The organism is Tabrizicola sp. YIM 78059 (assembly GCF_004959785.1).
In the GTDB taxonomy this organism is placed as follows: Bacteria; Pseudomonadota; Alphaproteobacteria; order Rhodobacterales; family Rhodobacteraceae; genus Tabrizicola; species Tabrizicola caldifontis.
In genome coordinates, this window is record NZ_SJZH01000002.1 from 43,495 (window position 1) to 62,949 (window position 19,455).

Genomic DNA, 19,455 nt, shown 5'->3' on the forward strand with positions numbered 1-19,455 from the left:
GTCCTCACAATCGAAGATCCAGCGAAGATGCGGGGGTTGCAGATTGCCGCAAAACTCCAGGCTTCACGGCCGCATCCGCGGGCATGGCATCCGATGCGCCCCCATAGCGCCGGGGCTCCTCCCGTCCTGATCCGGGGGTGCCGGATTGCCACTGATCCGCACCGTGCTGACCAAAGCCGATCTCTGCCCGAGGAAAGCCGGCCAAACGCAAGGCTTCGGTCAGTTGCTCTGCATGGCGCCGGAACAGGTCGAGCGTATCGGGGCGATCAAAGCTCAGCATCACGGCGATCCGATCGGGATCTGCGGCATCCGTCTGCAGGGTCACGCGGACACTGCCGAGTTCATCAGGCGACAGACGGATTTCGGTGACCTTGTCCTTCGCATGCCGGCCGGGGTCGACGATCGCCAAGGCAAGCTGGCCAATGCTTGCGCCGATATTCGGCAAGGCTGGCGCATGCGCCATCGCCCCGGTCGATGCGTGCGGTAATGTGTGGGCAAGCAGCGGCAGCGCGGCGGGATCCGGCAGCAGCCCGCCAGAAGGCCCGGCCATCGGCGCCAGGGCCGACGCTGGCACTGGCCTGCGGAACGCTTGCTCGGCCGCCAGCAGATCCGCGCCCGCAGTGCTGTCTGTCGGACGTTGCTTTTCCGGATGGTCTGGCACAATCACGGGTGCAAGGCCGGCAGCGGCTGCCCGACCTGGGCTGCCTGCGACAAAGGTCAGGCCGTCCAAATCCCCTTCCGCAGCCTGCTGCAGCCCATGCCACGGCAAAGCGGTCTCTGCCCCGGCATGGCCGACCGTGATCGGGATGGCATGACCTGCGGTCGGCCCTCTGGAACCGGCTGCACCGTGGTCGCAAGAAACCGGTGGTGCCGGGGCCAGAGGGGGGGGGGGCGACAAGGCCGCCCGCCGGCCGGTTCCGGCCAGACAGGCACGGCGGGGTCGGGGAAGCCGCCGGTGCAGACGCCGGCCCATTTCCCGGCGACGCATCGACGACCGCCGGATTCCGGGCAGGGACAAGGCCGGAAACCGAAGCCTCTGATGCCTGATCACGGACCACTTCCCCGGGCTTGGCGGCGCTTGTTGCATTCCGTGCAGGAAAGGAGGATCCGTCCTGTGCGGGGACATCCGGCACCCCTGCCGCACCAGTGCAGTTCCGGCCGTCATCGTTCGGCGCCATATCATCGGAATGCGGCAAGCCCCTGACGAAAGGACCCGGACTGTCAACCGGGCGGTCGATTGCCGCATCTGCGGTTTCCCGCGTGCAGGGGTCTAAGGCTTCGGGTGCCGATGTCTCGCTGCCGATGGCCTGCCCCTGCGGATCTGCACCGACGTCTGACGCAAGTCCGGGCACGCGCACCCCGGCCGTTCCGGGCAAAAGGAACAGCATGGTTTCCTGCGGCAGTGGCGCATTCCAATCGCAGGGTGCACCGTCTGAATCCGGGGCATCCCTCGCCCCCGCAGGAGCGCCCAGCAGATCCGCGAATTCCGGGGCGAGTCCGCCCGCCCCCTCTGCCCGAAAGCGTGCGACGAGGGAAGGGAGCGGACAAGTCTGCACAGGGCGGGTGGACTGCATTTCGGGACACCTTCGGCCACGCTGCAATCGCTTATCTGCCAGGGAGGTTACCCATTCTTTACTGCCGTCGCAGATTGTCGCGTAAATTCCGACCGATGAGAGAGCCGTTCATGCACACGAACTCCGTCCCGACCCCGGCCTTGGCATCAACTGGCCGCTACGACCGAGCATTCGCTAAGGCACAGGAACTCGAGACCGCCTTTCTGGCCGCGATGCTGGCCCATGCCGGCCTGGGCGGCGCAGCAGGTTCCTTCTCCGGCGGTTCCGGAGAGGCACAGTTCGCCTCGTTCCTGCGGCACGAACAGGCGCGGCTGATGGCAAGCGCAGGGGGAATAGGGCTGGCCCGGACGATCTTCGAGGCAATGGTGGCGAAAGGAACCGGCGATGGCGATTGAAGACCTTCTGGACGAGGCCCGGGATGCACTTCTTGCAGGCGACCTGGCCGCGCTTGAACGGATAGGAACCGGCATCGAGGCACAGGCCCAGACGCTTTCGGTACCCGACAAGGCGACCGCAGAGCGCCTGCAGCAGAAGGCCGAGCGAAATGCCCGCCTGCTTGAAGCCGCCGCGCGCGGTGTGAAGGCCGCGCTGGGCAGGCTGACCGAAATCACCACCAGCCCGACGCTGACCACCTATGATTCGCGCGGCCGGCGGGCCGAGGTCGGCGACGGCACGTCCTCGGCCCTGGGACGGTTCTGATTTTTCTAGAATGCCCGGCACTTCACGCGGCGGAGTTAGGGATTGGTTAGAACCTTGGACGCTTCACTGTCCTCGCGCCTCATGACGGGGCGGCGCTTCCGGCCCAGCCGGCGGCATCGGACAGAAGGCCCGTCCCGCCACATTCAGACGTGGCATTCGCGGCCGTGAAACCTGCGGCCATTCGTGAAGGAAACAGAAATGTCGTCGCTTCTGACCAATACCAGTGCAATGGTTGCCCTCCAGACGATGAAGGGCATTAACGCCAACCTCAACAAGACGCAGGCCGATATTTCCATCGGCAAGAGCGTGGCGACCGCCAAGGACAATGCCGCAGTCTGGGCAATCTCGAAGGTGATGGAATCTGATGTCCAGGGCTTCAAGGGCATCTCCGACAGCCTCGCCGTAGGGAATGCGACGCTGACCGTCGCCCGGTCGGCAGCGGAATCGGTGACCAAGCTGCTGACCGAGATGAAAGGCAAGATCGTGGCCGCCCAGGCCGAGAACGTCGACCGCGGCAAGATCGACACCGACATCAAGGCGCTGACCAAGCAGATCGAATCCGTCGTCGGCGCGGCGCAGTTCAACGGGCTGAACCTGGTGGACGGATCCAAGTCCACGGTCAATGTGCTTTCCTCGCTCGACCGGTCGCAGTCAGGCGTGACATCGGCCAATATCGAAGTGACGGCACAGAATCTGTCTACCACGGCGGGCAGCGCGCTGACAGGCGGCGGTCTTGGAACGCTGTCGGCCACAAGCGTGGTGACCGGAACTCCGGTCACGCTGAACGGCTTTACCTTCCAGGGGGGTGGGGGTGCCCTGGCATCGAACGCGCCAAGTGCGGATCCCGCCACGCTGACCGCTCTGATCGCAGGTGACTCGGTTTCGCTCAGGGTCGGCTCGGTTGAAGGCCGCTATGTTGTGCAGCAGGGCGACACCGCAGATTCGCTGGTTGCGGGCCTCAAGAACGCCCTGACCGCGAATGGCCTGTCCGACAGCGACTTCACCCTGTCCCTGTCGAGCGGCGCCCTGCAAATCGCGAACAACACGAACCAGGCAGCCGATGTTTCGGTTTCCGCCAGCCGAGGCACCGGCGGTCTGGCCGGGCTACACGGCATCGACGTGGTGAATGCCCCAGCAAGTGCTCTCGGGGCGATCGAGGGGATGCTCCAGACGGCGATCGACGCCGCGGCTGCGTTCGGCTCGGCACAGAAGCGCATCGAGATCCAGAGCGAATTCGTCGGGCAGCTGACCGATTCGCTCAGGACCGGGATCGGCGCCATGGTCGATACCGACATGGAGGAAGCCTCGGCCAGGCTACAGGCGCTGCAGGTCCAACAGCAGCTGGCCACCCAGGCGCTGTCGATTGCAAACCAGCAGCCGCAGGGTCTTCTCTCTCTGTTCCGCTAAGCGTTCGGGGCCGCGGCTGACGCGCCGCGGCCCGCACCCTTCCAGAGCTTCGAACCGACGGAACCCCGATGTCCCATCAAGCCCCAATCGCATATGCTCATCAGGAAGCACCTACGCGTTCGCACCGATCGGTCGAATACGATCTACTGGCACAGATCACCCGTCGGCTGCATTCTGCCTGGTCGAACCGCGAGACCGATTTTCCCGGCCTTGTGCGCGCCGTGACCGATAACCTGCAACTCTGGTCCGCGCTTGCCGCCGATGTGGCACTTCCCGGAAACAATTTGCCCGCGGCACTGCGGGCGAGACTGTTCTATCTTTACGAGTTTGCCAGCCGGCACAGCCGATCTGTGCTGGACGGCAAGGCCAGTGTCGCTGTCCTGACCGAAATCAACACGGCCGTGATGCGCGGCCTGCGGGGAGCGGGGGGCACGACATGACCGGCCTCGTGCTGAAACTCGGGCCGCATGAACGGGTGCTGATCAATGGCGCCGTAGTGAAGAATGGGGAAAAGAGGTCGCGTCTGGCCATCATGACCCCGAATGCCAATATCCTTCGACTGCGCGACGCCATCCATCCGGGTGAGGTCAACACTCCGGTCCGTCGCGTGTGCTATATCGCGCAACTTGTATTGTCGGGCGATGCCGATCCGGCCGAGGCCCGGCTGCAGCTCCTTCGCGGGATCGAACAGCTCAGTCAGGCCCTGACCGACAATGACAGCCGCACCCAACTGGCCCTGGCCAGCCGCGCGGTTCTTGAAGATCAGCATTACCAGGCACTGAAGGCGCTTCGCAGCCTGCTACCCAGGGAAGAGCGACTGCTGGTCGCTTCGGCACGACCATGAGCTTCCAGCCATTATTGCCGATGTCCGGCTATGGCGGCTGGGGTTTCCTAAAGAGGACGCTGCAGCGTCAGCAGGCGGCACAGTTGGCTTCACCCGTCCTAAAGCGGGATGAAGCCTATTTTCGCGACCGGATCGGCAAGATCGAGACGGCTGAGCAACTGGTCTCTGACAGGCGGCTCTTGCAGATTGCCCTGACCGCATTCGGGCTTGAAGGCGACGTGAACAATCGTGCCTTCATCAGGCAGGTGCTTGAAGGGGGAACCCTGCGGGAAGGCAGTCTTGCGAACCGGCTGGCCAACAAGCAGTACCATAAGCTTTGCGCGGCTTTCGGCTTCGGCGATTTCCCGGTGCCACGCACAAGAATCTCCACCTTTCCTGACGAGATCCTTGCCCAGTATCGCAGCCGCAGCTTCGAGGCGGCAGTAGGCGAACAGAACAATGCCTTCCGCCTGGCCCTGCATGCAGAGCGCGAATTGCCCGAGATTGCCTCCCGGTCCGGCAGCGAGACCGCGAAATGGTATACGATCCTGGGCAGCCCGCCTTTGCGCGAAGTGGTGCAAAAGGCACTCGGCCTGCCCAGTAGCCTTGCGGCAATCGACATCGACCAGCAGGTCACAACCCTTCGCGACAAGATGCGGGCGGTCTTCGGCGCATCGACTGTAAGCCAGTTCAGTGATCCTGCCAGGCTTGAATCGCTGATCCGACGCTTTCACTTGGGCGCCCAGGTGCAGGAACAGCAGGCAAGCTCGTCCCCGGCTGCCATCGCGCTGATGCTCATGCGTCGTTGAGGCTGCGGGCTTTGACCATGGATCGCACGGCTCCGGCCCCCGGACAGCCCGATGCGAAACGCATCGGGTGTAACGTCTCACCCGGAAATCGGTTGCGTGGCGCCAGCACGGCCCTTGCAATCGGGCCCACCGCCGGCGTGCCTGATCCTTCCAGCCGACAGGGCGGCCCGTGCCCTGGGAAACGGCCGGTCAGCCCGCATTGTCTGAATCACTCGGCAAGCAGGGCACGCAGGCGCGCGAAACTTTCCGCCGGCCCTCCGGCCGGGGCGGCTTCGGCCAGGAAGTGATCCAGCGCAGGCCACAGCCTGATCGCGCGGTCGATCACAGGGTCGGTTCCGGCAGCATAAAGCCCGGCCTGGATCATCAGTTCTGCCCGGTCGTAGGCCCCCAGCAGGCGCCGGGCCTCGCCGATCAGGTCGTTTTCTGCCTCGGTGGCCGCATCGGGCAACGACCGGCTGACTGACCGCAACAGATCGATGGCCGGAAATCGGCCCCGTTCGGCAATTCGACGATCCAGAACCACATGGCCATCCAGCACCCCGCGCAGGATATCTGCCACTGGCTCCTCCATGTCGGAGCCGGCCACAAGAACGGAAAAGACCGCCGTGATATCCCCTGCCCCCTCGGGGCCGGGACCGGCCCGCTCGGCCAGGCCCATGATCGCCTGGGTGAGAGAGGCGGGATAGCCGCGCAAGGATGCCTCTTCGCCTCCAGCCAGAGCCACTTCGCGATGCGCCTCGGCAAAGCGGGTGACGGAATCCACCAGCAGCAGGACGTGCAAGCCCTGATCACGGAAATGCTCGGCCACAACCATGGCCGCAAGCGCACACTTCCGCCGCATCAGGGGGGACTGGTCGGACGTTGCGGCGACAACCACGCTTCGCGCCATGCCATCGGGGCCGAGGACGCGCTCCGTGAACTCGCGCAGCTCGCGTCCTCGTTCACCGACCAGCGCGATGACCGCCATGTCCGCCTCCACCCCACGAGCGAACCGCGCCAGAAGAGAAGACTTGCCAACCCCCGAGCCCGCGAAAAGTCCGATCCGCTGGCCACGGACCAGAGGCAGCAGCGTGTCGAAGACCGCGATCCCCGTTGACAGCCTTTCACCCAGGCGACGCCGCGTCGCCGCGGCGGGCGCCGGTGCGCACAGGGGCCGGGAAGCGCGGCCCCGCAGCAGGGGGCGACCGTCAAGGGGCCTGCCCGACGGATCGACGATCCGGCCGATCCAGCTGTCGTCTGGCGCGATGGCAGCGCTTCCGACCAGCTCAACCCGGTCGCCGATCGCCATCCCCTCTCCTGTCGTGGCGGGCAGAACGGTGCACAGGCCTGGGCTGAGGCGCAGAACCTCGCCTTGGGAAATCCCGTCGCGGCTGTGGATCACAACGTGGTCTCCGATGGCCGCCCCCCGAAGACCAGCCACCTGCACCAGGCCGCGACGGGTTTCCGCCACGCGGCCCACCATTCGAACCGGCACGCTTCCGGCAATTTCGGCCAGAAGGCCATCGAACAACCCTGACACCGGATTCTCCGTTTGTTCGCCCTCAATTGTTTCTAAAGGAATCACCCTTAAGCCTTGGTGAAACAGGTCGAGGGAGAAGCCCCGATGTTCGAAAAACTGGAACTTGCCCGCATGGCTCAGGCGCTTGCCGCGCACTCCGGGGCGCGGATGGCGGTGATCGCAAGAAACATCGCGCATGCCGATACGCCGGGCTACAAGGCGCAGGATCTGCCGAGTTTCGCCAGCGTCCTTGCCTCCGAAGGCGGGGAAATGCGGGCCACGCGGCCGGGGCACTTGCGGACACCTGCAGGGAACTTTGCCCTGACTCCCCAGACAGCTCCTGGCCGCGAGTCGCCGAACGGGAACACGGTCTCGCTCGAAGGTGAGATGGTGAAGTCCGTCGAGGTGCGGCAAAGCCACGACATGGCGCTTGCGATCTATCGGGCGACGTCGGACGTGATCCGCGCCAGCCTTGGCCGGTCGCGATAGGGGGCCGCACATGGGGAACGATCTGAACAGCTCGCTTTCCTTTGCGGCCGCAGGGATGGAGGCGCAGGCGATGCGCCTGCGTCATGTATCGGAGAACATCGCCAATGCCGATACGCCCGGCTATCACCGCAAGGTCGTGACCTTCCGCCAGGCGATGGACACCGGCCTGGTCGAACCCGGGCGGGTGCGTCTGGACCAGAGCGACCTGCCCAAAATCTATGATCCCGGCCATCCATTGGCCGATGAGACCGGTCACTACGACGGATCGAACGTCGATCTGGTGATCGAAATCGCCGACGCTCGCGAAGCGCAACGCAGCTACGAGGCAAACCTCAGGATGTTCGACCAGGCACGTCAGATGACGCAAAGCCTGTTCGACCTTCTGCGCCGATAGGGAAGATGCAGCATGGATGTGAAAACCTCATTCGTCAGCCAGGCATATGCCAACGCCCGCACAGCCGCCGCACCGCAATCGAAGACGGGGGACGCGGTCCATGGCCTGGCGAAACTGGCAGACACCTTCATGGGCGCGTTGCAGGAGCACGAGTCGACCGCCCGCGCGGCGATGTCAGGGGGCGCCGATCCGCATGCCCTGGTTCAGGCGCTGGCCTCGTCGCAGTTGGCGGTAGAAACGGTTGCCACGGTTCGCGACCGGGTAGTCGAGGCCTACCAGGAAATCCTGAGGATGCCGGTATGACCGAGGCCGCAATCTTTGACGTGATGCGTCAGGGTCTGTGGACCGCCGTCCTGATCTCGGCACCGCTGCTGACAGTGGCTCTGGTTGCCGGCGTTGTTGTGGGCCTGTTCCAGGCGTTGACCTCGATCCAGGAGATGACGCTGACATTCGTGCCGAAGGCTGCCCTGATGCTGGTCGTGTTCTGGGCCTCGATGAGCTTCATGACCTCGACGCTGGTGGCCTTCTTCCGGGGCACGATCGTGCCGCAGATCGCGGGGGGCTGAACCATGGATGCGGCGCTCTATGTCACACTGACGCGCCAGTCGGGCCTGATGCGCGAGATGGGGGTGGTGGCCAACAATATCGCCAACAGCTCCACCACCGGTTTCCGGCGCGAGGGTGTGGTGTTTTCCGAACATGTCGCGGCGCTGAATCGGGATCCGTCGTTGTCCATGGCCCATGCCAGCGGACGGCACGTCGACCTGCGCCAGGCGACGCTGACCATGACTGGCGGGGCGTTCGACCTTGCCATCCAAGGCGATGGGTTTTTTCTAGTCCAGACACCGCAGGGCGAAAGACTGACGCGCGCCGGTTCCTTCGCGCTCAACCCTGAAGGCGAGCTGGTCACCCCCGATAACCATCGCCTGCTTGATGCTGGGGGCGCACCGGTCATTGTCCCGCCGGACGCCAAGGTGACCATCGCGCATGACGGCACGCTTTCGGCAGACGGCCAGCCCATAGCGCAGATCGGCCTCTGGCGGCCTGCCGATCCCCTCGCCCTGCGGCACCAGTCCGGCACGCTTTTCGACGGCGGGGCGCTGCAGCCGGTTGAGGGCGGCGCGATCATGCAGGGCATGCTGGAGGAAAGCAACGTCGAGCCGGTGTCGGAAATCGCCCGGATGATCGAAGTGCAGCGTGCCTACGAACTGGGGCAGAAGTTCCTGGATGCCGAAGATGAGCGGGTCCGCAGCGTGGTCCAGACGCTGGGCCGATAGGAGATTGGGATGAAGGCACTTCACATCGCAGCCACCGGAATGTCGGCGCAGCAGATGAAGGTAGATGTGGTGGCGAACAACCTCGCCAACATGTCGACCACGGGCTACAACCCCCGTCGCGCCGACTTTGCCGACCTGCATTACCAGCAGATGGCGCGACCGGGCAGCGTCTCGGCTGCGGACGGTTCCATGCTGCCGACCGGCATACAGATCGGTCTGGGGGTTCGCCCGGCCTCGGTCTCGGTGGTCCCGGGACAAGGGTCACTGGACGCGACCGGCGGCGATCTTGACGTTGCGATCGACGGCAACGGCTATTTCGAGGTGCAACTGCCGTCGGGTCAGACCGCATACACCCGCGACGGAGCGCTGAAACGTTCAGCCGACGGTCAGATCGTGACTTCGGAAGGCTATCCGGTCGTCCCAGGTATCACCATTCCCTCTGACGCACGAGGCCTGACCATCACCCCCGGCGGAGAGGTCTGGGCCGATTTCGCCGACAGGGTGGAGCCCGAACTTCTGGGACAGTTGACACTATCATCCTTCACCAACGAGAAGGGTCTGGAGGCGATAGGATCGAACCAGTTCCTTGAAACCCCCGCTTCCGGCCCTGCGCTATCGGCCGCGCCCGGACAGCAGGGATTGGGCACACTGCGGCAGGGCTATCTCGAAGCCAGTTCGGTGGACGCAGTGCGCGAGGTGACAGAGCTGATCAAGGCCCAGCGCGGCTATGAGCTGAACGCCAAGGTAATCACCGCTGCCGACCAGATGCTCGGTGCGACCACCCAGGTGCGCTGATGAGGGGCGTGCTTGCCCTGCTTCTGGCGGCATCACCCGCCCTTGCAGATAGCGTGGTCGCCACGCGGACGATCCGGGCACGCGCGCTGATCAGCCCGGATGATCTGACTATTGTCGATGCCCATATTCCCGGTGCCTTGGCCAACCCGGCCGATGCCGTCGGCCGTGAGGCGCGCGTGGCGATCCATGCCGGACGGCCGGTGCGCGCCGGTGACATCGGGCCTCCCGCTCTGGTGGACCGCAACCAGGTGGTGCCGCTGATCTACCTGTCGGGCGCGCTTGCAATATCGACGGAAGGCCGGGCACTTGCCCGCGGGTCGGCAGGCGACGTGATCCGGATCATGAACCTTGGCTCTCGTACCACTGTCACTGGCCGGATCGGTCCGGACGGTGCGGTCTATGTCGGATGGAATGACTGAAATGCTGCGATCCGCTCTTTTGCTGACACTGGTCGTCTCGGGTTGCGGGAAGCTGAGCCAGGTCGGCCGCGCCCCCGAATTTTCGGCCATTACGGGCACCAGCCAGCATTATGCAATGTATTCCGCGACCCTGCCCGAAGATCTGGCTGCTGCAACGCCATCGGACGGCTCGTCGCTGTGGGCGGGAGGGACCGAATCGCTTCTGGGTGACCGCCGCGCTGCACGTCGGGGCGACATCCTGACCGTGGTGATCGAAATCGACGAAAGCGCCTCGATCTCGAATGCCACCGGACGCAACCGCAGCGGCTCGCAGAAATCGGGCCTGCCGGAGTTCTTCGGCATCCCGCAACGGATCGATGCACGCCTGCCCGACAGCGCAGACTTGGCCGATGCCTTCGAGACGCGGTCTTCTTCGACGTTCAAGGGGGCCGGATCGGTCAGCCGAAAGGAACAACTGACCTTGCGGCTTGCCGCCACCGTGGTCGAGGTGCTGCCCAACGGCGTACTGCGCATCGAGGGCCAGCAGGAGGTGCGCGTGAACTACGAAATGCGAGAGCTGTTCGTGACCGGCTTCGTGCGGCCCAACGACATCTCGCGACAGAACGAGATCACCTATGACAAGATCGCAGGGGCGCGCATTTCCTATGGCGGGCGCGGGCAGATAAGCGATGTCCAGCAGCCAACTTATGGCCAGCAGGCTGCAGACATCATTCTGCCCTTCTGATCATGCTACGGAAATTCCTGCCCGTCCTTCTGGCAATGATCGGTCTGGGCGCCGGCCTAGGCGCCGGGCTTGCACTACGCCCGGCGCCGCAAAGGCCAGAGACCGACAGCAGCGAGCGCCACATGGAGGCCACAGCGACAGGCCATAAAGCAGGTGACTCCAACGTCAGGACGGATGACGGGACCGTGGCGGAATATGTCAAGCTGAGCAACCAGTTCGTCATACCTGTCATCGAGAAGGGCCGCGTCGCATCAATGGTCGTCCTTTCTCTGTCACTTGAGATCCTGCCGGGCCAAGCGGAGGCCATCCATCTGCGCGAGCCGAAACTTCGCGACGCATTTCTGCAGGTGATGTTCGATCATGCCAATGTCGGCGGTTTCAGCGGCTCGTTCACTGACGGATCGAACCTTGTTGTACTGCGTGAAAACCTGGGCGAAGCCGCAGCCATGGTGCTTGGCCCGATCGTCCGCAGCGTTCTGATCACCGACATCGCCCGGCAAGACAGCTGATGATCTGATCCTCGCCTAGCTTTCTCCCTCTGCATTCCGGTTGAGACCGCGCAGAGCCTCAAGCCGACCGAACGCGGCCAAGGCCCGATCGCGTGCGTCCAGCCAGGCGACTGTCTGTCGTGCAAGAACGGCATTAAGCTCGGTGCGCTGTGCATCCGCCCAAAGTTCGTAGCGCAGGGCAACCTGGTTGACCGTGACAGTCGGCAGGTCCGCAGTCTTGGCGGATTGATCGAGTGACATGATCTGCATCCTTGTCCTGTCGCGCAGATCGGCCGTTTCGCGCAGTCTCGCCAGGCGCTGGTCCAGTATCAGTTGCGACAGCTTCTGAAGGCGCGCCAGATCGCTTCTGCGGTTCATTGCCGGCGTGCCTTCTGACGCATGGCATCGGCAAAGCGGATCGCCGCGGCAACAGCACGGTAGTGTTCGGGCCGGATTTGCTGCCCGATCTCGACAGTGGCGTATATGGCGCGCGCCGCAGGCGGATCGCTGTGAACCGGCACGCCGTGCCGGGCCGCTTGTGACCGGATGACCAGGGCGATCTCGTCCACGCCCTTGGCCACGCAGACCGGCGCGGCACCGCGCTTCCTGTCCCATCGCAGGGCAACGGCGAAGTGAGTGGGGTTCACCACCACCACATCCGCCGTCGCAACATCGACCAGCATCCGGTTTGTGGCAACCGCCTGCGCGCGCTGGCGCCGGGCCGATTTGAGATGCGGATCACCCTCATTTTCCTTGTGTTCATCCATCATTTCCTTGCGCGACATCCGATTGCGCCTGCGATGGCGGTGGTGCTGCCAAAGAAGATCCACCCCGCCCAGCGTGACGGTGACGAGCAGAAGAATGAAAAGGAACTCGATCACCAGCTGCCGAAGGAAGGCCATCGATGACCCGGGATCCAGAAAAAGGGTGGCGAGAACCTTCTCGATGCGACCGGCAAGGAAATGGTACAGAATTGCCGCGACAAGGATGAGCTTCAACGCGCTCTTCCCGAATTCGGCAAGACCTTCGACGCCGAATTTCTTTCTTGCGCCTGCGATCAGCGAGATGCGGGACAGCTTCGGTGCAAGATGACTCGGGGTCACCACAAAGGCGCGTGTCGCGACAGCCACCAGCAGCACCAGCACTGGCGGCAGCAACAGAAGTGCAAGCGGCGGCCCTGCAAAGGAAAGCAGGATGCCGCCATACAATTCGCCTGCCCCGGCAAACATCAGCCGCGACAAACGGTCAGCCTGATCAAGAAACACCATTCCAGCCGTGCCCGAGCGGCGCACCACCCATCCACCCAGCGCGACGAGAGACAAGAGAAAGCCCGCGATCCCGGCCGCCATGAGAAGATCGGTCGAGCGGGGAATGTCACCCTTCTTCCGGGCCTCCTCCAACCTCTGCGGCGAGGCTTCGAATTCCTTTTCCTCGCTATCGCTCACTTCCGCGTTCATGGCGGCGGGCCGAACGGATCGGAAAGGTAGGCCTCGAAAAGCTGCAACCAGTAGGCCAGCAGGATCGGCGCCGATACCGCAAGAAGCGCAATTGCGCCCAGGGTGAGGGCCGGTGCCCCGACCATTGCGACCATGAGATGCGGCATGGCCCGGTTGATTGCCCCAAGGGCCAGGTTGTAGATCGTCGACGCCACGACAAAAGGGGCAGCAAGGGAAAAGCCCAGCGCAAAGGTTCGACTGACAAGTGAGAGGTTCCAGTCTGCCACTGCGCGCGCATCCAAATAGCCGCCCGCAGGCAGGACATCATAGGAAAGCAGGGCAAGTTCTGCCGCCCGGACATGCAGCCCGGCTGCCAGGGCCAGGGCGACGCCGGCGATGACAAGCAGGTTGCCGATTGCCGGCTGCGGCTCCGGCGCAGCATTGGGAAAAAGCTGCGACAGGGTGGACGCTTGGGCGATGAGTCCCGCTGCGGTGAGCAGGGCCAGAAGGAAAAGCCGCATCCCGATACCCAGGATCAGGCCGGCAACTGCTTCGCCCGCAAGGGGAAAAAGGGAAGGCGCCGGGCCGCTGCGGGATATCGTTTCGGCAAGGGCCGGGGCCAGGACAAGTGTGAACGCAAGGATCAGCGCCAGCTTGACTCGCGTCGGCACAGCCGGTTCCCCAAGGCCCGGCATGAATGCGATCATCGCTCCGATCCGGATGAACACCAGAACCGCCGCCCAGGCGACCCCGTCGATCAGGGAAAGCAGGGAAGACAGCTCCTCGATCAGGCCGCTCATGCCGCCACCTGCCCAAGAAGCGCAGGCCGCGCCTCTGTTCCGATTTCCTCGTAGGACAGGACAGGCATCTGCAAGCCCCTGGCCTGCACCACGGTCTTCAGGAAACGTCGACGGGTGACCGAGGTTACCAGCGCGGGATAGACGCCGGTTTCGGCCGCGCGGTTCACCCGGTCAGCCAGACCATTCGCCAGTTTTGCAAAGATTTCCGGGGGCAAGGCCACGTCACGCGGGCCACGGTCGCCGTCGATCTGGTAGGTGGAAAAGGTCTTCTCCCACTCTGGCGCCAACTGGATCAACGGCACTGTTCCGTCGGGCCGCTTGAGTTCGGCCACGATCTGGAATCCAAGCCGCTGGCGGACGTGTTCACAGATCGCCTCCGGCACCGCAAGCTGACGCGCCTCTGCCACTGCCTCGAGGATCAGGGGCAGGTTCCGGATCGAGACCCTTTCCTCCAGAAGAAGGCGCAGCACGGCATGCAGAAGGTCCACCGGAACCCTGTCAGGCATCAGTTCGTCAAGCAACCTGCGGTTCGCCTCGGCCCGGACCGGGTCGGAAAGCCGGACAAATTCGTCCAGCAATCGCCGAAGCGCGCGCAAGGAAAGCAGCCGTGACAGGTTGGCCTTCAACACTTCCAGCAGGTGTGTCGCCAGAACCTCGGTCGGCGAGACAACCGTAAGGCCGGACAGCGCCACATCTTCTTGCTGATCTGGCCGGATCCAGCGGGCCGGCGCGCCATAGACGGGCTCTTTCACGTCGATGCCGTCGGGGGCTGTAACACCATCCGCGATAAGCACGAGCACCCTGTCAGGGTACAACGTACCCGACACTCGTTCGACACCCTGAAGCCGGATCCGATACTGGCCGGGCGGAAGTGCGGCCTGATCCGTCAGGCGAATCTCGGGCAGGATCAGACCGAAGGCCAAAGCCACGTGGTTGCGCATGTTGGTGATACGCCCGTCCAGCCCCGTCGCCGGATCAAGAACCATGGCCACAAGGTTCGGGGCGAATTCGATATGGATGTCGTCGAAATCCAGCACATCCCCCATCGATCTCTGATGCGCCGGCTCCTGGAAGGTCGCGCTTGCCTCTGGCGTTTCGGCGGACTTCCGGGTGCGCAGATAGGCCATGCCGCCCAGCGCGGCGGCCGCAAGCATGAACGGAATGAAGGGCATACCAGGCACGACAGCGAAAAGCGCCATCAGCGCGGCGACCGTGCCAAGTGCCGCCGGATAACTGCCAAGCTGGGTGAAGAACGAAACATCCGCCGCACCCTTCTGATTACCCTTGGCCAGCAGAAGCGCCGCCGCCACAGAGATGATGACCGCTGGGATCTGGCTGACGAGGCCATCGCCGACGGTCAGGATCGTGTAGGTTCGGAATGCAGTTGCGATATCCAGCCCATGCATTGCAAGGCCGACAACCAGCCCGACCAGGATGTTCAGTCCCGTGATCATCAGGCCTGCAATCGCATCGCCCTTGACGAATTTCGACGCGCCGTCGAGCGAGCCGAAGAAGGTGGTCTCGGCCAGCTCCTGCTCACGCCGGCGTTTCGCTTCGGAGTGATCGATCGCCCCGGCCGAAAGGTCCGCATCGATTGCAAGCTGGCGCCCCGGCATTCCGTCCAGCGCGAAGCGGGCGCCGACCTCGGCCATGCGCCCGGCGCCCTTGGTGATGACGATGAAGTTGACGATCAGCAGGACAACGAAGATCACCAGCCCCAGGATCAGGTTGCCGCCCATGATGAAATCGGCAAATCCGGCAATGACGTGCCCGGCGGCATCCGGGCCGGTGTGGCCCTCGGCGATGATCAGCTTGGTGGAAGAGACATTCAGCGCAAGCCGCAACAGAAGCGAGGCCAGAAGGATTGTCGGGAAGGCAGAGAAGTCCAGCGGGCGGTCGATGAAGAGGGTGACCGTCAGCATCAGGATGGCAAGAGCGAACGAGACGGCCAGCCCGATGTCCAGCATCCAGGCCGGGATCGGCAGGATCATCATCACAATGATTGCCATCAGGCCCAGCGCAAGAAGGATCGTGGGCCGGAACATGCGGCGCAGACCGGGCAAGAGATGCATCTCAGGGCCCTCCGATCAGGCGGATGCCGCCCGCAGTGACGGGAACGATTGACCCATTCCGGCCGTCCGTGCCGGCGACAAACAGAGGAAACCGGTTCGTCCGCCCGGAAATCTCGGGTAACAGCGGCGTGCCTGTGAACGAAGCGCGGACGCTCTCGAACCTGGCGCGATAGCGGTCGGCCAGTTCGGGTGTCGCCGAGTGATAGGCAGCAGCCGCAAGCGACCAATCCTCGGTCACTTCATGATGGCGCGCCAGAAACTCGGCCGCGTAAAGCGCGTTCGGAACAGGGTCCAGCATGTCAGCAACGGACCGGAATGACTGTCCATGCCAACGATAATTCAATTGGAAGCAGCCAAGGTCGATGTTGGCCGCGCCTTGCGCCAGCGCCTCCTGTACCAGGGCCTCGGCCTCCTGCGCGCTGTCAAGCCAGTGGCCTGCGCCAGCCAGATTCACCGTCCAGGGCCAGGGGCGAAGGTTTCGTCCGGTCTCCACGATGGATACGGCGAGCAGGACGTCAAAGGGCACGTCGGTTCGCCGGGCAGCCAACCGGGCCGCATCAAGGCAGAGTTGCGCCGGGTCGATCTTGCCGCTGGCTGGCACCATCGCAATCGGCAGAACCACAATGAGCACGCTGCGGAGGAACACCTGCGAAGCCATTCCTGTCCTCGTCTTCGACCTTCTGTCGTCCTGCCTGCAGGCTAGGGCGCGAATCTTGCCATCCGGTTATCGAAGTCAGGGGGAAGGAGGCGGAACAGCACCGAGAAGTGCAGTCAGGGCTGCCCGTGTTGCCGAACTGGAGTTCAGCAGTGCCGCACCCCGGGCGAGCGGCCCGCCCTCGGGTATGGCAGCCTGTGCCATGGCGGCTGCCGCAGACCACGGCTCGGTCGCGGCGGCCGCAACGGCATTCCAGTCCTCAGCCCAGAGGGAGAGGCGCTGCGCATCCCCGGATCTACCAGCCTTCTGCAACGAGGTTCTGGCGGCGTCCAGGAAACCAAGCCTGGTTTGGGCAGCCGCCCGCAGGTCGCTAGCCGTCTGGCCCTCAAGCGTTGCGAGATGCTGCAACGCCCGCCCTGCATCACCCCTGGCCAGTTCGGCCGCCGCCGCAACAAGCCTGTATTCGGTAGGCGCATCCGGGCCGATCGGCCCCAGCCAGACAAGCGCGGCATCCGGGAAACCCAGGACCTGCAGTCTTTTCGCAACAGAAAGGGCGACATCTGCCTTTACCGACGGCAGAGGCGCAGGACGGACTGCATGCACGAGAAGATCGTCGTCATCGCCAAGCGCGGCAAGAACACGCCATATGTCTGCGGTCATCGCCCCGGGCTCTGCGATCGCGAAGGCTTCGTCGAACCTGCCGGATAACGCGAACGACAGGGCCACTGCACGGGCAAGGCTACTGTTGTTTCCGGTCTGCCCCTGCAGTGACTGAACCCGTTCGACAACACTGCCCGGAATGGGCCGCAGCTCAAGGAAATGCGCTTCGACGAGGGCGACAAGAGCATCAACCTCATGCCTTGGATCCGACAGGGCGGCTTCGGCATGAAACCGGGCCCTTTCGGGATGATCGGCCTGAAGTTCCATCCGCGCATCAAGGAGCGACACTGCCTGGGCAGGGACATGCGGCGTCCGCTCCATCGCGTTTCGGATCCTCCTTGCCGCTTCAGCGTCAAGATCGATGAGAAGCAAGGCCAGGCGTGGTCCGAACAGGCTGCGCAGATGCGGCGGCAATCCAAGAAATGTCCTGACCACAGCATCTATATTCACCATGGATCCAGCCGGCAGACGATCATGGGCAAGCGCCGCCCAGAATGCGGCAGCGCCATCGCAGGCAAGCATGGGCGCGAACGGTGCCTCTGGATCGGGGTCGCCATCGACAAGTCGCGTGATCGAGACAAGCAGCCGCAGCTCGTCACCCAGGCCGGTGGCCAGAGTGGCGTACTGTCGTGCCTCGGCCCCGAAGCCCAGGTAAAGATGCAGCCGAACCGAATTCAGCACTGCCTCGGGCCGGACAGCATCGAATTCGCCGAAAAGCCCTGTCCGAGCCTCTGCCAGCAGGTCGAGGGCCGCGCGGCCCGCACCCCAGTCGCCAATGGCAAGGTCTGCATCCGCAAGGCAGGGGCTGCCATCCGGTTGCATGTTGGTGCGAGGGGCATTCGGATCCAGAACGTCAAGGCCCGGCATTTCGCCAAGCCGGATCCGGGCCAGGTCCGGATCACCCTCACTGACCATTGCTCCTGCTGGCGTGCCAGACAGTCGCATGTCGACGACCCCTGCGGCGGCACCGCGGCTGATCTGTTCGAGAAGTTCGGCGCGAAGCGGTTCCAGCAAGGTCTTCTCGCGGGCAAACGTCAGTCCGGCATAGCGATGCGCTCCTGCCGCGCCACCGTTGCGGGCGTCCAGCCAGTCGAACGTCACAGGAGCCCCCGGGTCGGACCCCGGTTTCTCGTCGCGCAAGAATGCAAAGCCGGAAAAAGGGGCTTCAAAGATCGATCCCTCGGGCGGTGGTCCGCTCCGGATGTCGAGGACGATAACTCCCGGCTGGTATTCGAAGGGAAACAGATGGCACTCACAGGCGAGCGTCATTTCCAGGATCCCTGTTTCGGGATCCGCACGCAACGCCTGTAGCCGCTTGCGGGGTATTCGATCCCAGACATGCGCCAGGTCATAATCCGGCTGCTTCCGGTTTTCCGTGGCGAAGGCATAGCCAAGTGGCGTCCGACCGACCCTCCAGCCTGCTTGCGCTGGCAACTGCACCACGAGGCGCGTGAAGTCGGCATGTTCGCCCGACAGGACACGCGCCGTTTCGGCATCCGCAGGAATCGTCAGAAAAAGCATGAGGATCAGCGAAAGCAGGATCATGCGGCATCCTGCCTCAGGTTGCGCATGGCCTCCTCCAGCGCCCCGAAGCCGGGGCGGACGTGATGCGGGGTATTCTGCCGGCCAACCTCGATGCAGATGTTGGCCGGGTGGCGATGCAGGTTGGCAACCAGAACCTCACGGATCAGCTGGTAGAAATGTATGTCCTCCTCGACAACGGCTCGGACGCGGGATGCGAATGGCCCCATCAGACCGTAGGCCAGGAAGACGCCGAGAAAGGTTCCGACCAGGGCACCTCCGATCATCTTGCCGAGAACCTCGGGTGGCTGGTCGATCGACCCCATGGTCTTGATCACACCGAGCACGGCCGCGACGATGCCGAGGGCCGGCAAGCCGTCTGCCACCGTCTGCAACGCATGGCTTGAATGCATCGCGCGCTGCAGGATTGCCTCCATCCGCTTGTCCAGAACCTCCTCGACCTGGTGGGGATCGTCATAGTTCATGGAGGCGGCACGCAGGGTGTCGCAGATGAGATCCATCGCCTCCTGATCGTTCCGGATGCGTGGGTATCTTCCGAAGATCCCCGATGTCCCGGGAGATTCGACATGTTCCTCCAGCGCGACCGGATTCGCGCGCGCAAGACGGATCAGTTCGAACAGCAGACATAGCAGATCGCGGTAGTCGTCAGGCTTCCATTTCGGTCCCCGGAAGACCTTGCCCACATCCCTGAGCGTGTGTTTCACCGACGCCATGTCGTTCGAAATCAGAAAGGCCCCGACGGCGGCCCCCCCGATCATGATCATCTCGAACGGCAGCGCCTTCAGGATGATCCCCAACTTGCCCCCGGCCAGCGCGTAGCCACCGAAAACCATGACGAGAATGACGGCGATCCCGACCAGACCGAGCATTTCGACCCCTGTGCAGACTGAATCG

General features: G+C 63.9%; 24 protein-coding genes. 15 read left to right on the plus strand and 9 right to left on the minus strand.

What is annotated here, in order from left to right; genetic code table 11:
• Positions 1-4 precede the first annotated feature (4 nt).
• Entirely contained in the window at positions 5-730 is a 726-nt protein-coding gene (locus EZM81_RS18185; protein ID WP_169052289.1) for a flagellar hook-length control protein FliK, read from the minus strand.
• A 954-nt stretch (positions 731-1,684) separates the two neighbouring features.
• Here EZM81_RS18185 and EZM81_RS02845 point away from each other — a divergent pair.
• From EZM81_RS02845 to EZM81_RS02870, 6 genes are all read left to right on the plus strand, one after another.
• Positions 1,685-1,969, plus strand: a complete 285-nt coding sequence (locus EZM81_RS02845; protein ID WP_136644722.1) for a rod-binding protein — start codon at positions 1,685-1,687, stop codon at positions 1,967-1,969.
• A complete protein-coding gene (locus EZM81_RS02850) occupies positions 1,959-2,273 on the plus strand; it encodes a hypothetical protein (RefSeq protein WP_136644723.1) in 315 nt (104 codons plus the stop codon). Before EZM81_RS02845 ends, EZM81_RS02850 begins: the two co-directional genes overlap by 11 nt.
• 198 nt (positions 2,274-2,471) lie before the next feature.
• Positions 2,472-3,680, plus strand: a complete 1,209-nt coding sequence (locus EZM81_RS02855) for a flagellin (RefSeq protein ID WP_135450135.1) — start codon at positions 2,472-2,474, stop codon at positions 3,678-3,680.
• Positions 3,681-3,748: 68 nt separating this feature from the next.
• Positions 3,749-4,120 carry a flagellar biosynthesis regulator FlaF gene (gene flaF / locus EZM81_RS02860; RefSeq protein ID WP_136644724.1) on the plus strand — a complete coding sequence of 124 codons (372 nt, stop codon included), beginning with the start codon at positions 3,749-3,751 and terminating at the stop codon, positions 4,118-4,120.
• The gene (gene flbT / locus EZM81_RS02865) at positions 4,117-4,524 is read left to right on the plus strand and encodes a flagellar biosynthesis repressor FlbT (protein WP_136644725.1); all 408 of its coding nucleotides are present in this window, start codon (positions 4,117-4,119) and stop codon (positions 4,522-4,524) included. Before flaF ends, flbT begins: the two co-directional genes overlap by 4 nt.
• A 20-nt stretch (positions 4,525-4,544) precedes the next feature.
• A complete protein-coding gene (locus EZM81_RS02870) occupies positions 4,545-5,312 on the plus strand; it encodes a DUF1217 domain-containing protein (protein ID WP_248298115.1) in 768 nt (255 codons plus the stop codon).
• A 208-nt stretch (positions 5,313-5,520) separates the two neighbouring features.
• Here EZM81_RS02870 and EZM81_RS02875 read toward each other — a convergent pair whose 3' ends face one another.
• A complete protein-coding gene (locus EZM81_RS02875) occupies positions 5,521-6,831 on the minus strand; it encodes a FliI/YscN family ATPase (protein WP_136644727.1) in 1,311 nt (436 codons plus the stop codon).
• Positions 6,832-6,915: 84 nt separating this feature from the next.
• On the opposite strand from EZM81_RS02875, the gene EZM81_RS02880 reads away from it, so the two are divergent.
• Genes EZM81_RS02880 through EZM81_RS02920 form a run of 9 tightly spaced genes read left to right on the plus strand, consistent with a single transcriptional unit; the run spans position 6,916 to position 11,417 of the window.
• Positions 6,916-7,299 carry a FlgB family protein gene (locus EZM81_RS02880; protein ID WP_135450130.1) on the plus strand — a complete coding sequence of 128 codons (384 nt, stop codon included), beginning with the start codon at positions 6,916-6,918 and terminating at the stop codon, positions 7,297-7,299.
• A 10-nt stretch (positions 7,300-7,309) separates the two neighbouring features.
• On the plus strand, positions 7,310-7,693 hold the full coding sequence (flgC, locus tag EZM81_RS02885; RefSeq protein ID WP_136644728.1) for a flagellar basal body rod protein FlgC: 384 nt from the start codon (positions 7,310-7,312) through the stop codon (positions 7,691-7,693).
• Positions 7,694-7,705: 12 nt separating this feature from the next.
• A complete protein-coding gene (fliE, locus tag EZM81_RS02890; RefSeq protein WP_136644729.1) occupies positions 7,706-7,996 on the plus strand; it encodes a flagellar hook-basal body complex protein FliE in 291 nt (96 codons plus the stop codon).
• The gene (locus tag EZM81_RS02895; protein WP_135450127.1) at positions 7,993-8,259 is read left to right on the plus strand and encodes a flagellar biosynthetic protein FliQ; all 267 of its coding nucleotides are present in this window, start codon (positions 7,993-7,995) and stop codon (positions 8,257-8,259) included. Before fliE ends, EZM81_RS02895 begins: the two co-directional genes overlap by 4 nt.
• 3 nt (positions 8,260-8,262) lie before the next feature.
• Positions 8,263-8,970, plus strand: a complete 708-nt coding sequence (locus EZM81_RS02900) for a flagellar hook-basal body complex protein (RefSeq protein WP_136644730.1) — start codon at positions 8,263-8,265, stop codon at positions 8,968-8,970.
• Positions 8,971-8,979: 9 nt separating this feature from the next.
• Positions 8,980-9,765 carry a flagellar basal-body rod protein FlgG gene (gene flgG / locus EZM81_RS02905; protein ID WP_135450125.1) on the plus strand — a complete coding sequence of 262 codons (786 nt, stop codon included), beginning with the start codon at positions 8,980-8,982 and terminating at the stop codon, positions 9,763-9,765.
• Positions 9,765-10,184 carry a flagellar basal body P-ring formation chaperone FlgA gene (gene flgA, locus EZM81_RS02910; RefSeq protein WP_135450124.1) on the plus strand — a complete coding sequence of 140 codons (420 nt, stop codon included), beginning with the start codon at positions 9,765-9,767 and terminating at the stop codon, positions 10,182-10,184. The genes flgG and flgA overlap by 1 nt, the downstream gene beginning before the upstream one ends.
• Before the next feature lie 4 nt (positions 10,185-10,188).
• Positions 10,189-10,908: a flagellar basal body L-ring protein FlgH gene (flgH, locus tag EZM81_RS02915; protein WP_135450194.1), complete on the plus strand. Its 720-nt coding sequence runs from the start codon at positions 10,189-10,191 to the stop codon at positions 10,906-10,908.
• Between the two features lie 35 nt (positions 10,909-10,943).
• On the plus strand, positions 10,944-11,417 hold the full coding sequence (locus tag EZM81_RS02920) for a flagellar basal body-associated FliL family protein (protein ID WP_248298116.1): 474 nt from the start codon (positions 10,944-10,946) through the stop codon (positions 11,415-11,417).
• Between the two features lie 15 nt (positions 11,418-11,432).
• Here EZM81_RS02920 and EZM81_RS02925 read toward each other — a convergent pair whose 3' ends face one another.
• The 7 genes from EZM81_RS02925 to motA form a co-directional block, all read right to left on the minus strand.
• Positions 11,433-11,774, minus strand: coding sequence for a hypothetical protein (locus tag EZM81_RS02925; RefSeq protein ID WP_136644731.1), 342 nt, complete (start codon positions 11,772-11,774; stop codon positions 11,433-11,435).
• Positions 11,771-12,841, minus strand: a complete 1,071-nt coding sequence (gene flhB, locus EZM81_RS02930) for a flagellar type III secretion system protein FlhB (protein WP_371685715.1) — start codon at positions 12,839-12,841, stop codon at positions 11,771-11,773. Before flhB ends, EZM81_RS02925 begins: the two co-directional genes overlap by 4 nt.
• 8 nt (positions 12,842-12,849) lie before the next feature.
• Positions 12,850-13,632: a flagellar biosynthetic protein FliR gene (locus EZM81_RS02935; RefSeq protein WP_135450120.1), complete on the minus strand. Its 783-nt coding sequence runs from the start codon at positions 13,630-13,632 to the stop codon at positions 12,850-12,852.
• Entirely contained in the window at positions 13,629-15,704 is a 2,076-nt protein-coding gene (gene flhA / locus EZM81_RS02940) for a flagellar biosynthesis protein FlhA (protein ID WP_136644733.1), read from the minus strand. Before flhA ends, EZM81_RS02935 begins: the two co-directional genes overlap by 4 nt.
• A 1-nt stretch (position 15,705) precedes the next feature.
• Positions 15,706-16,362 (minus strand): lytic transglycosylase domain-containing protein, encoded by a 657-nt coding sequence (locus EZM81_RS02945; protein WP_136644734.1) that lies wholly within the window; start codon positions 16,360-16,362, stop codon positions 15,706-15,708.
• Positions 16,363-16,437: 75 nt separating this feature from the next.
• Complete coding sequence (locus EZM81_RS02950; protein WP_136644735.1) at positions 16,438-18,564, minus strand: hypothetical protein; 2,127 nt, start codon at positions 18,562-18,564, stop codon at positions 16,438-16,440.
• Positions 18,561-19,430 (minus strand): flagellar motor stator protein MotA, encoded by an 870-nt coding sequence (motA, locus tag EZM81_RS02955; RefSeq protein WP_136644736.1) that lies wholly within the window; start codon positions 19,428-19,430, stop codon positions 18,561-18,563. Before motA ends, EZM81_RS02950 begins: the two co-directional genes overlap by 4 nt.
• Positions 19,431-19,455: the final 25 nt, after the last annotated feature.

Excerpts from the sequence above, each read along its gene's own strand:
- EZM81_RS02925 (WP_136644731.1), bottom strand. The coding sequence starts at position 11,774 with ATGAACCGCAGAAGCGATCTGGCGCGCCTTCAGAAGCTGTCGCAACTG.
- EZM81_RS02900 (WP_136644730.1), top strand. The coding sequence starts at position 8,263 with ATGGATGCGGCGCTCTATGTCACACTGACGCGCCAGTCGGGCCTGATG.
- flgG (WP_135450125.1), top strand. The coding sequence starts at position 8,980 with ATGAAGGCACTTCACATCGCAGCCACCGGAATGTCGGCGCAGCAGATG.
- flhA (WP_136644733.1), bottom strand. The coding sequence starts at position 15,704 with ATGCATCTCTTGCCCGGTCTGCGCCGCATGTTCCGGCCCACGATCCTT.
- flaF (WP_136644724.1), top strand. The coding sequence starts at position 3,749 with ATGTCCCATCAAGCCCCAATCGCATATGCTCATCAGGAAGCACCTACG.
- motA (WP_136644736.1), bottom strand. The coding sequence starts at position 19,430 with ATGCTCGGTCTGGTCGGGATCGCCGTCATTCTCGTCATGGTTTTCGGT.
- EZM81_RS02935 (WP_135450120.1), bottom strand. The coding sequence starts at position 13,632 with ATGAGCGGCCTGATCGAGGAGCTGTCTTCCCTGCTTTCCCTGATCGAC.
- EZM81_RS02880 (WP_135450130.1), top strand. The coding sequence starts at position 6,916 with ATGTTCGAAAAACTGGAACTTGCCCGCATGGCTCAGGCGCTTGCCGCG.
- flgA (WP_135450124.1), top strand. The coding sequence starts at position 9,765 with ATGAGGGGCGTGCTTGCCCTGCTTCTGGCGGCATCACCCGCCCTTGCA.
- EZM81_RS02945 (WP_136644734.1), bottom strand. The coding sequence starts at position 16,362 with ATGGCTTCGCAGGTGTTCCTCCGCAGCGTGCTCATTGTGGTTCTGCCG.
- EZM81_RS02845 (WP_136644722.1), top strand. The coding sequence starts at position 1,685 with ATGCACACGAACTCCGTCCCGACCCCGGCCTTGGCATCAACTGGCCGC.
- EZM81_RS02855 (WP_135450135.1), top strand. The coding sequence starts at position 2,472 with ATGTCGTCGCTTCTGACCAATACCAGTGCAATGGTTGCCCTCCAGACG.
- EZM81_RS02950 (WP_136644735.1), bottom strand. The coding sequence starts at position 18,564 with ATGATCCTGCTTTCGCTGATCCTCATGCTTTTTCTGACGATTCCTGCG.
- EZM81_RS02850 (WP_136644723.1), top strand. The coding sequence starts at position 1,959 with ATGGCGATTGAAGACCTTCTGGACGAGGCCCGGGATGCACTTCTTGCA.
- EZM81_RS02920 (WP_248298116.1), top strand. The coding sequence starts at position 10,944 with ATGATCGGTCTGGGCGCCGGCCTAGGCGCCGGGCTTGCACTACGCCCG.
- EZM81_RS02895 (WP_135450127.1), top strand. The coding sequence starts at position 7,993 with ATGACCGAGGCCGCAATCTTTGACGTGATGCGTCAGGGTCTGTGGACC.
- EZM81_RS02870 (WP_248298115.1), top strand. The coding sequence starts at position 4,545 with ATGTCCGGCTATGGCGGCTGGGGTTTCCTAAAGAGGACGCTGCAGCGT.
- flgC (WP_136644728.1), top strand. The coding sequence starts at position 7,310 with ATGGGGAACGATCTGAACAGCTCGCTTTCCTTTGCGGCCGCAGGGATG.
- flbT (WP_136644725.1), top strand. The coding sequence starts at position 4,117 with ATGACCGGCCTCGTGCTGAAACTCGGGCCGCATGAACGGGTGCTGATC.
- fliE (WP_136644729.1), top strand. The coding sequence starts at position 7,706 with ATGGATGTGAAAACCTCATTCGTCAGCCAGGCATATGCCAACGCCCGC.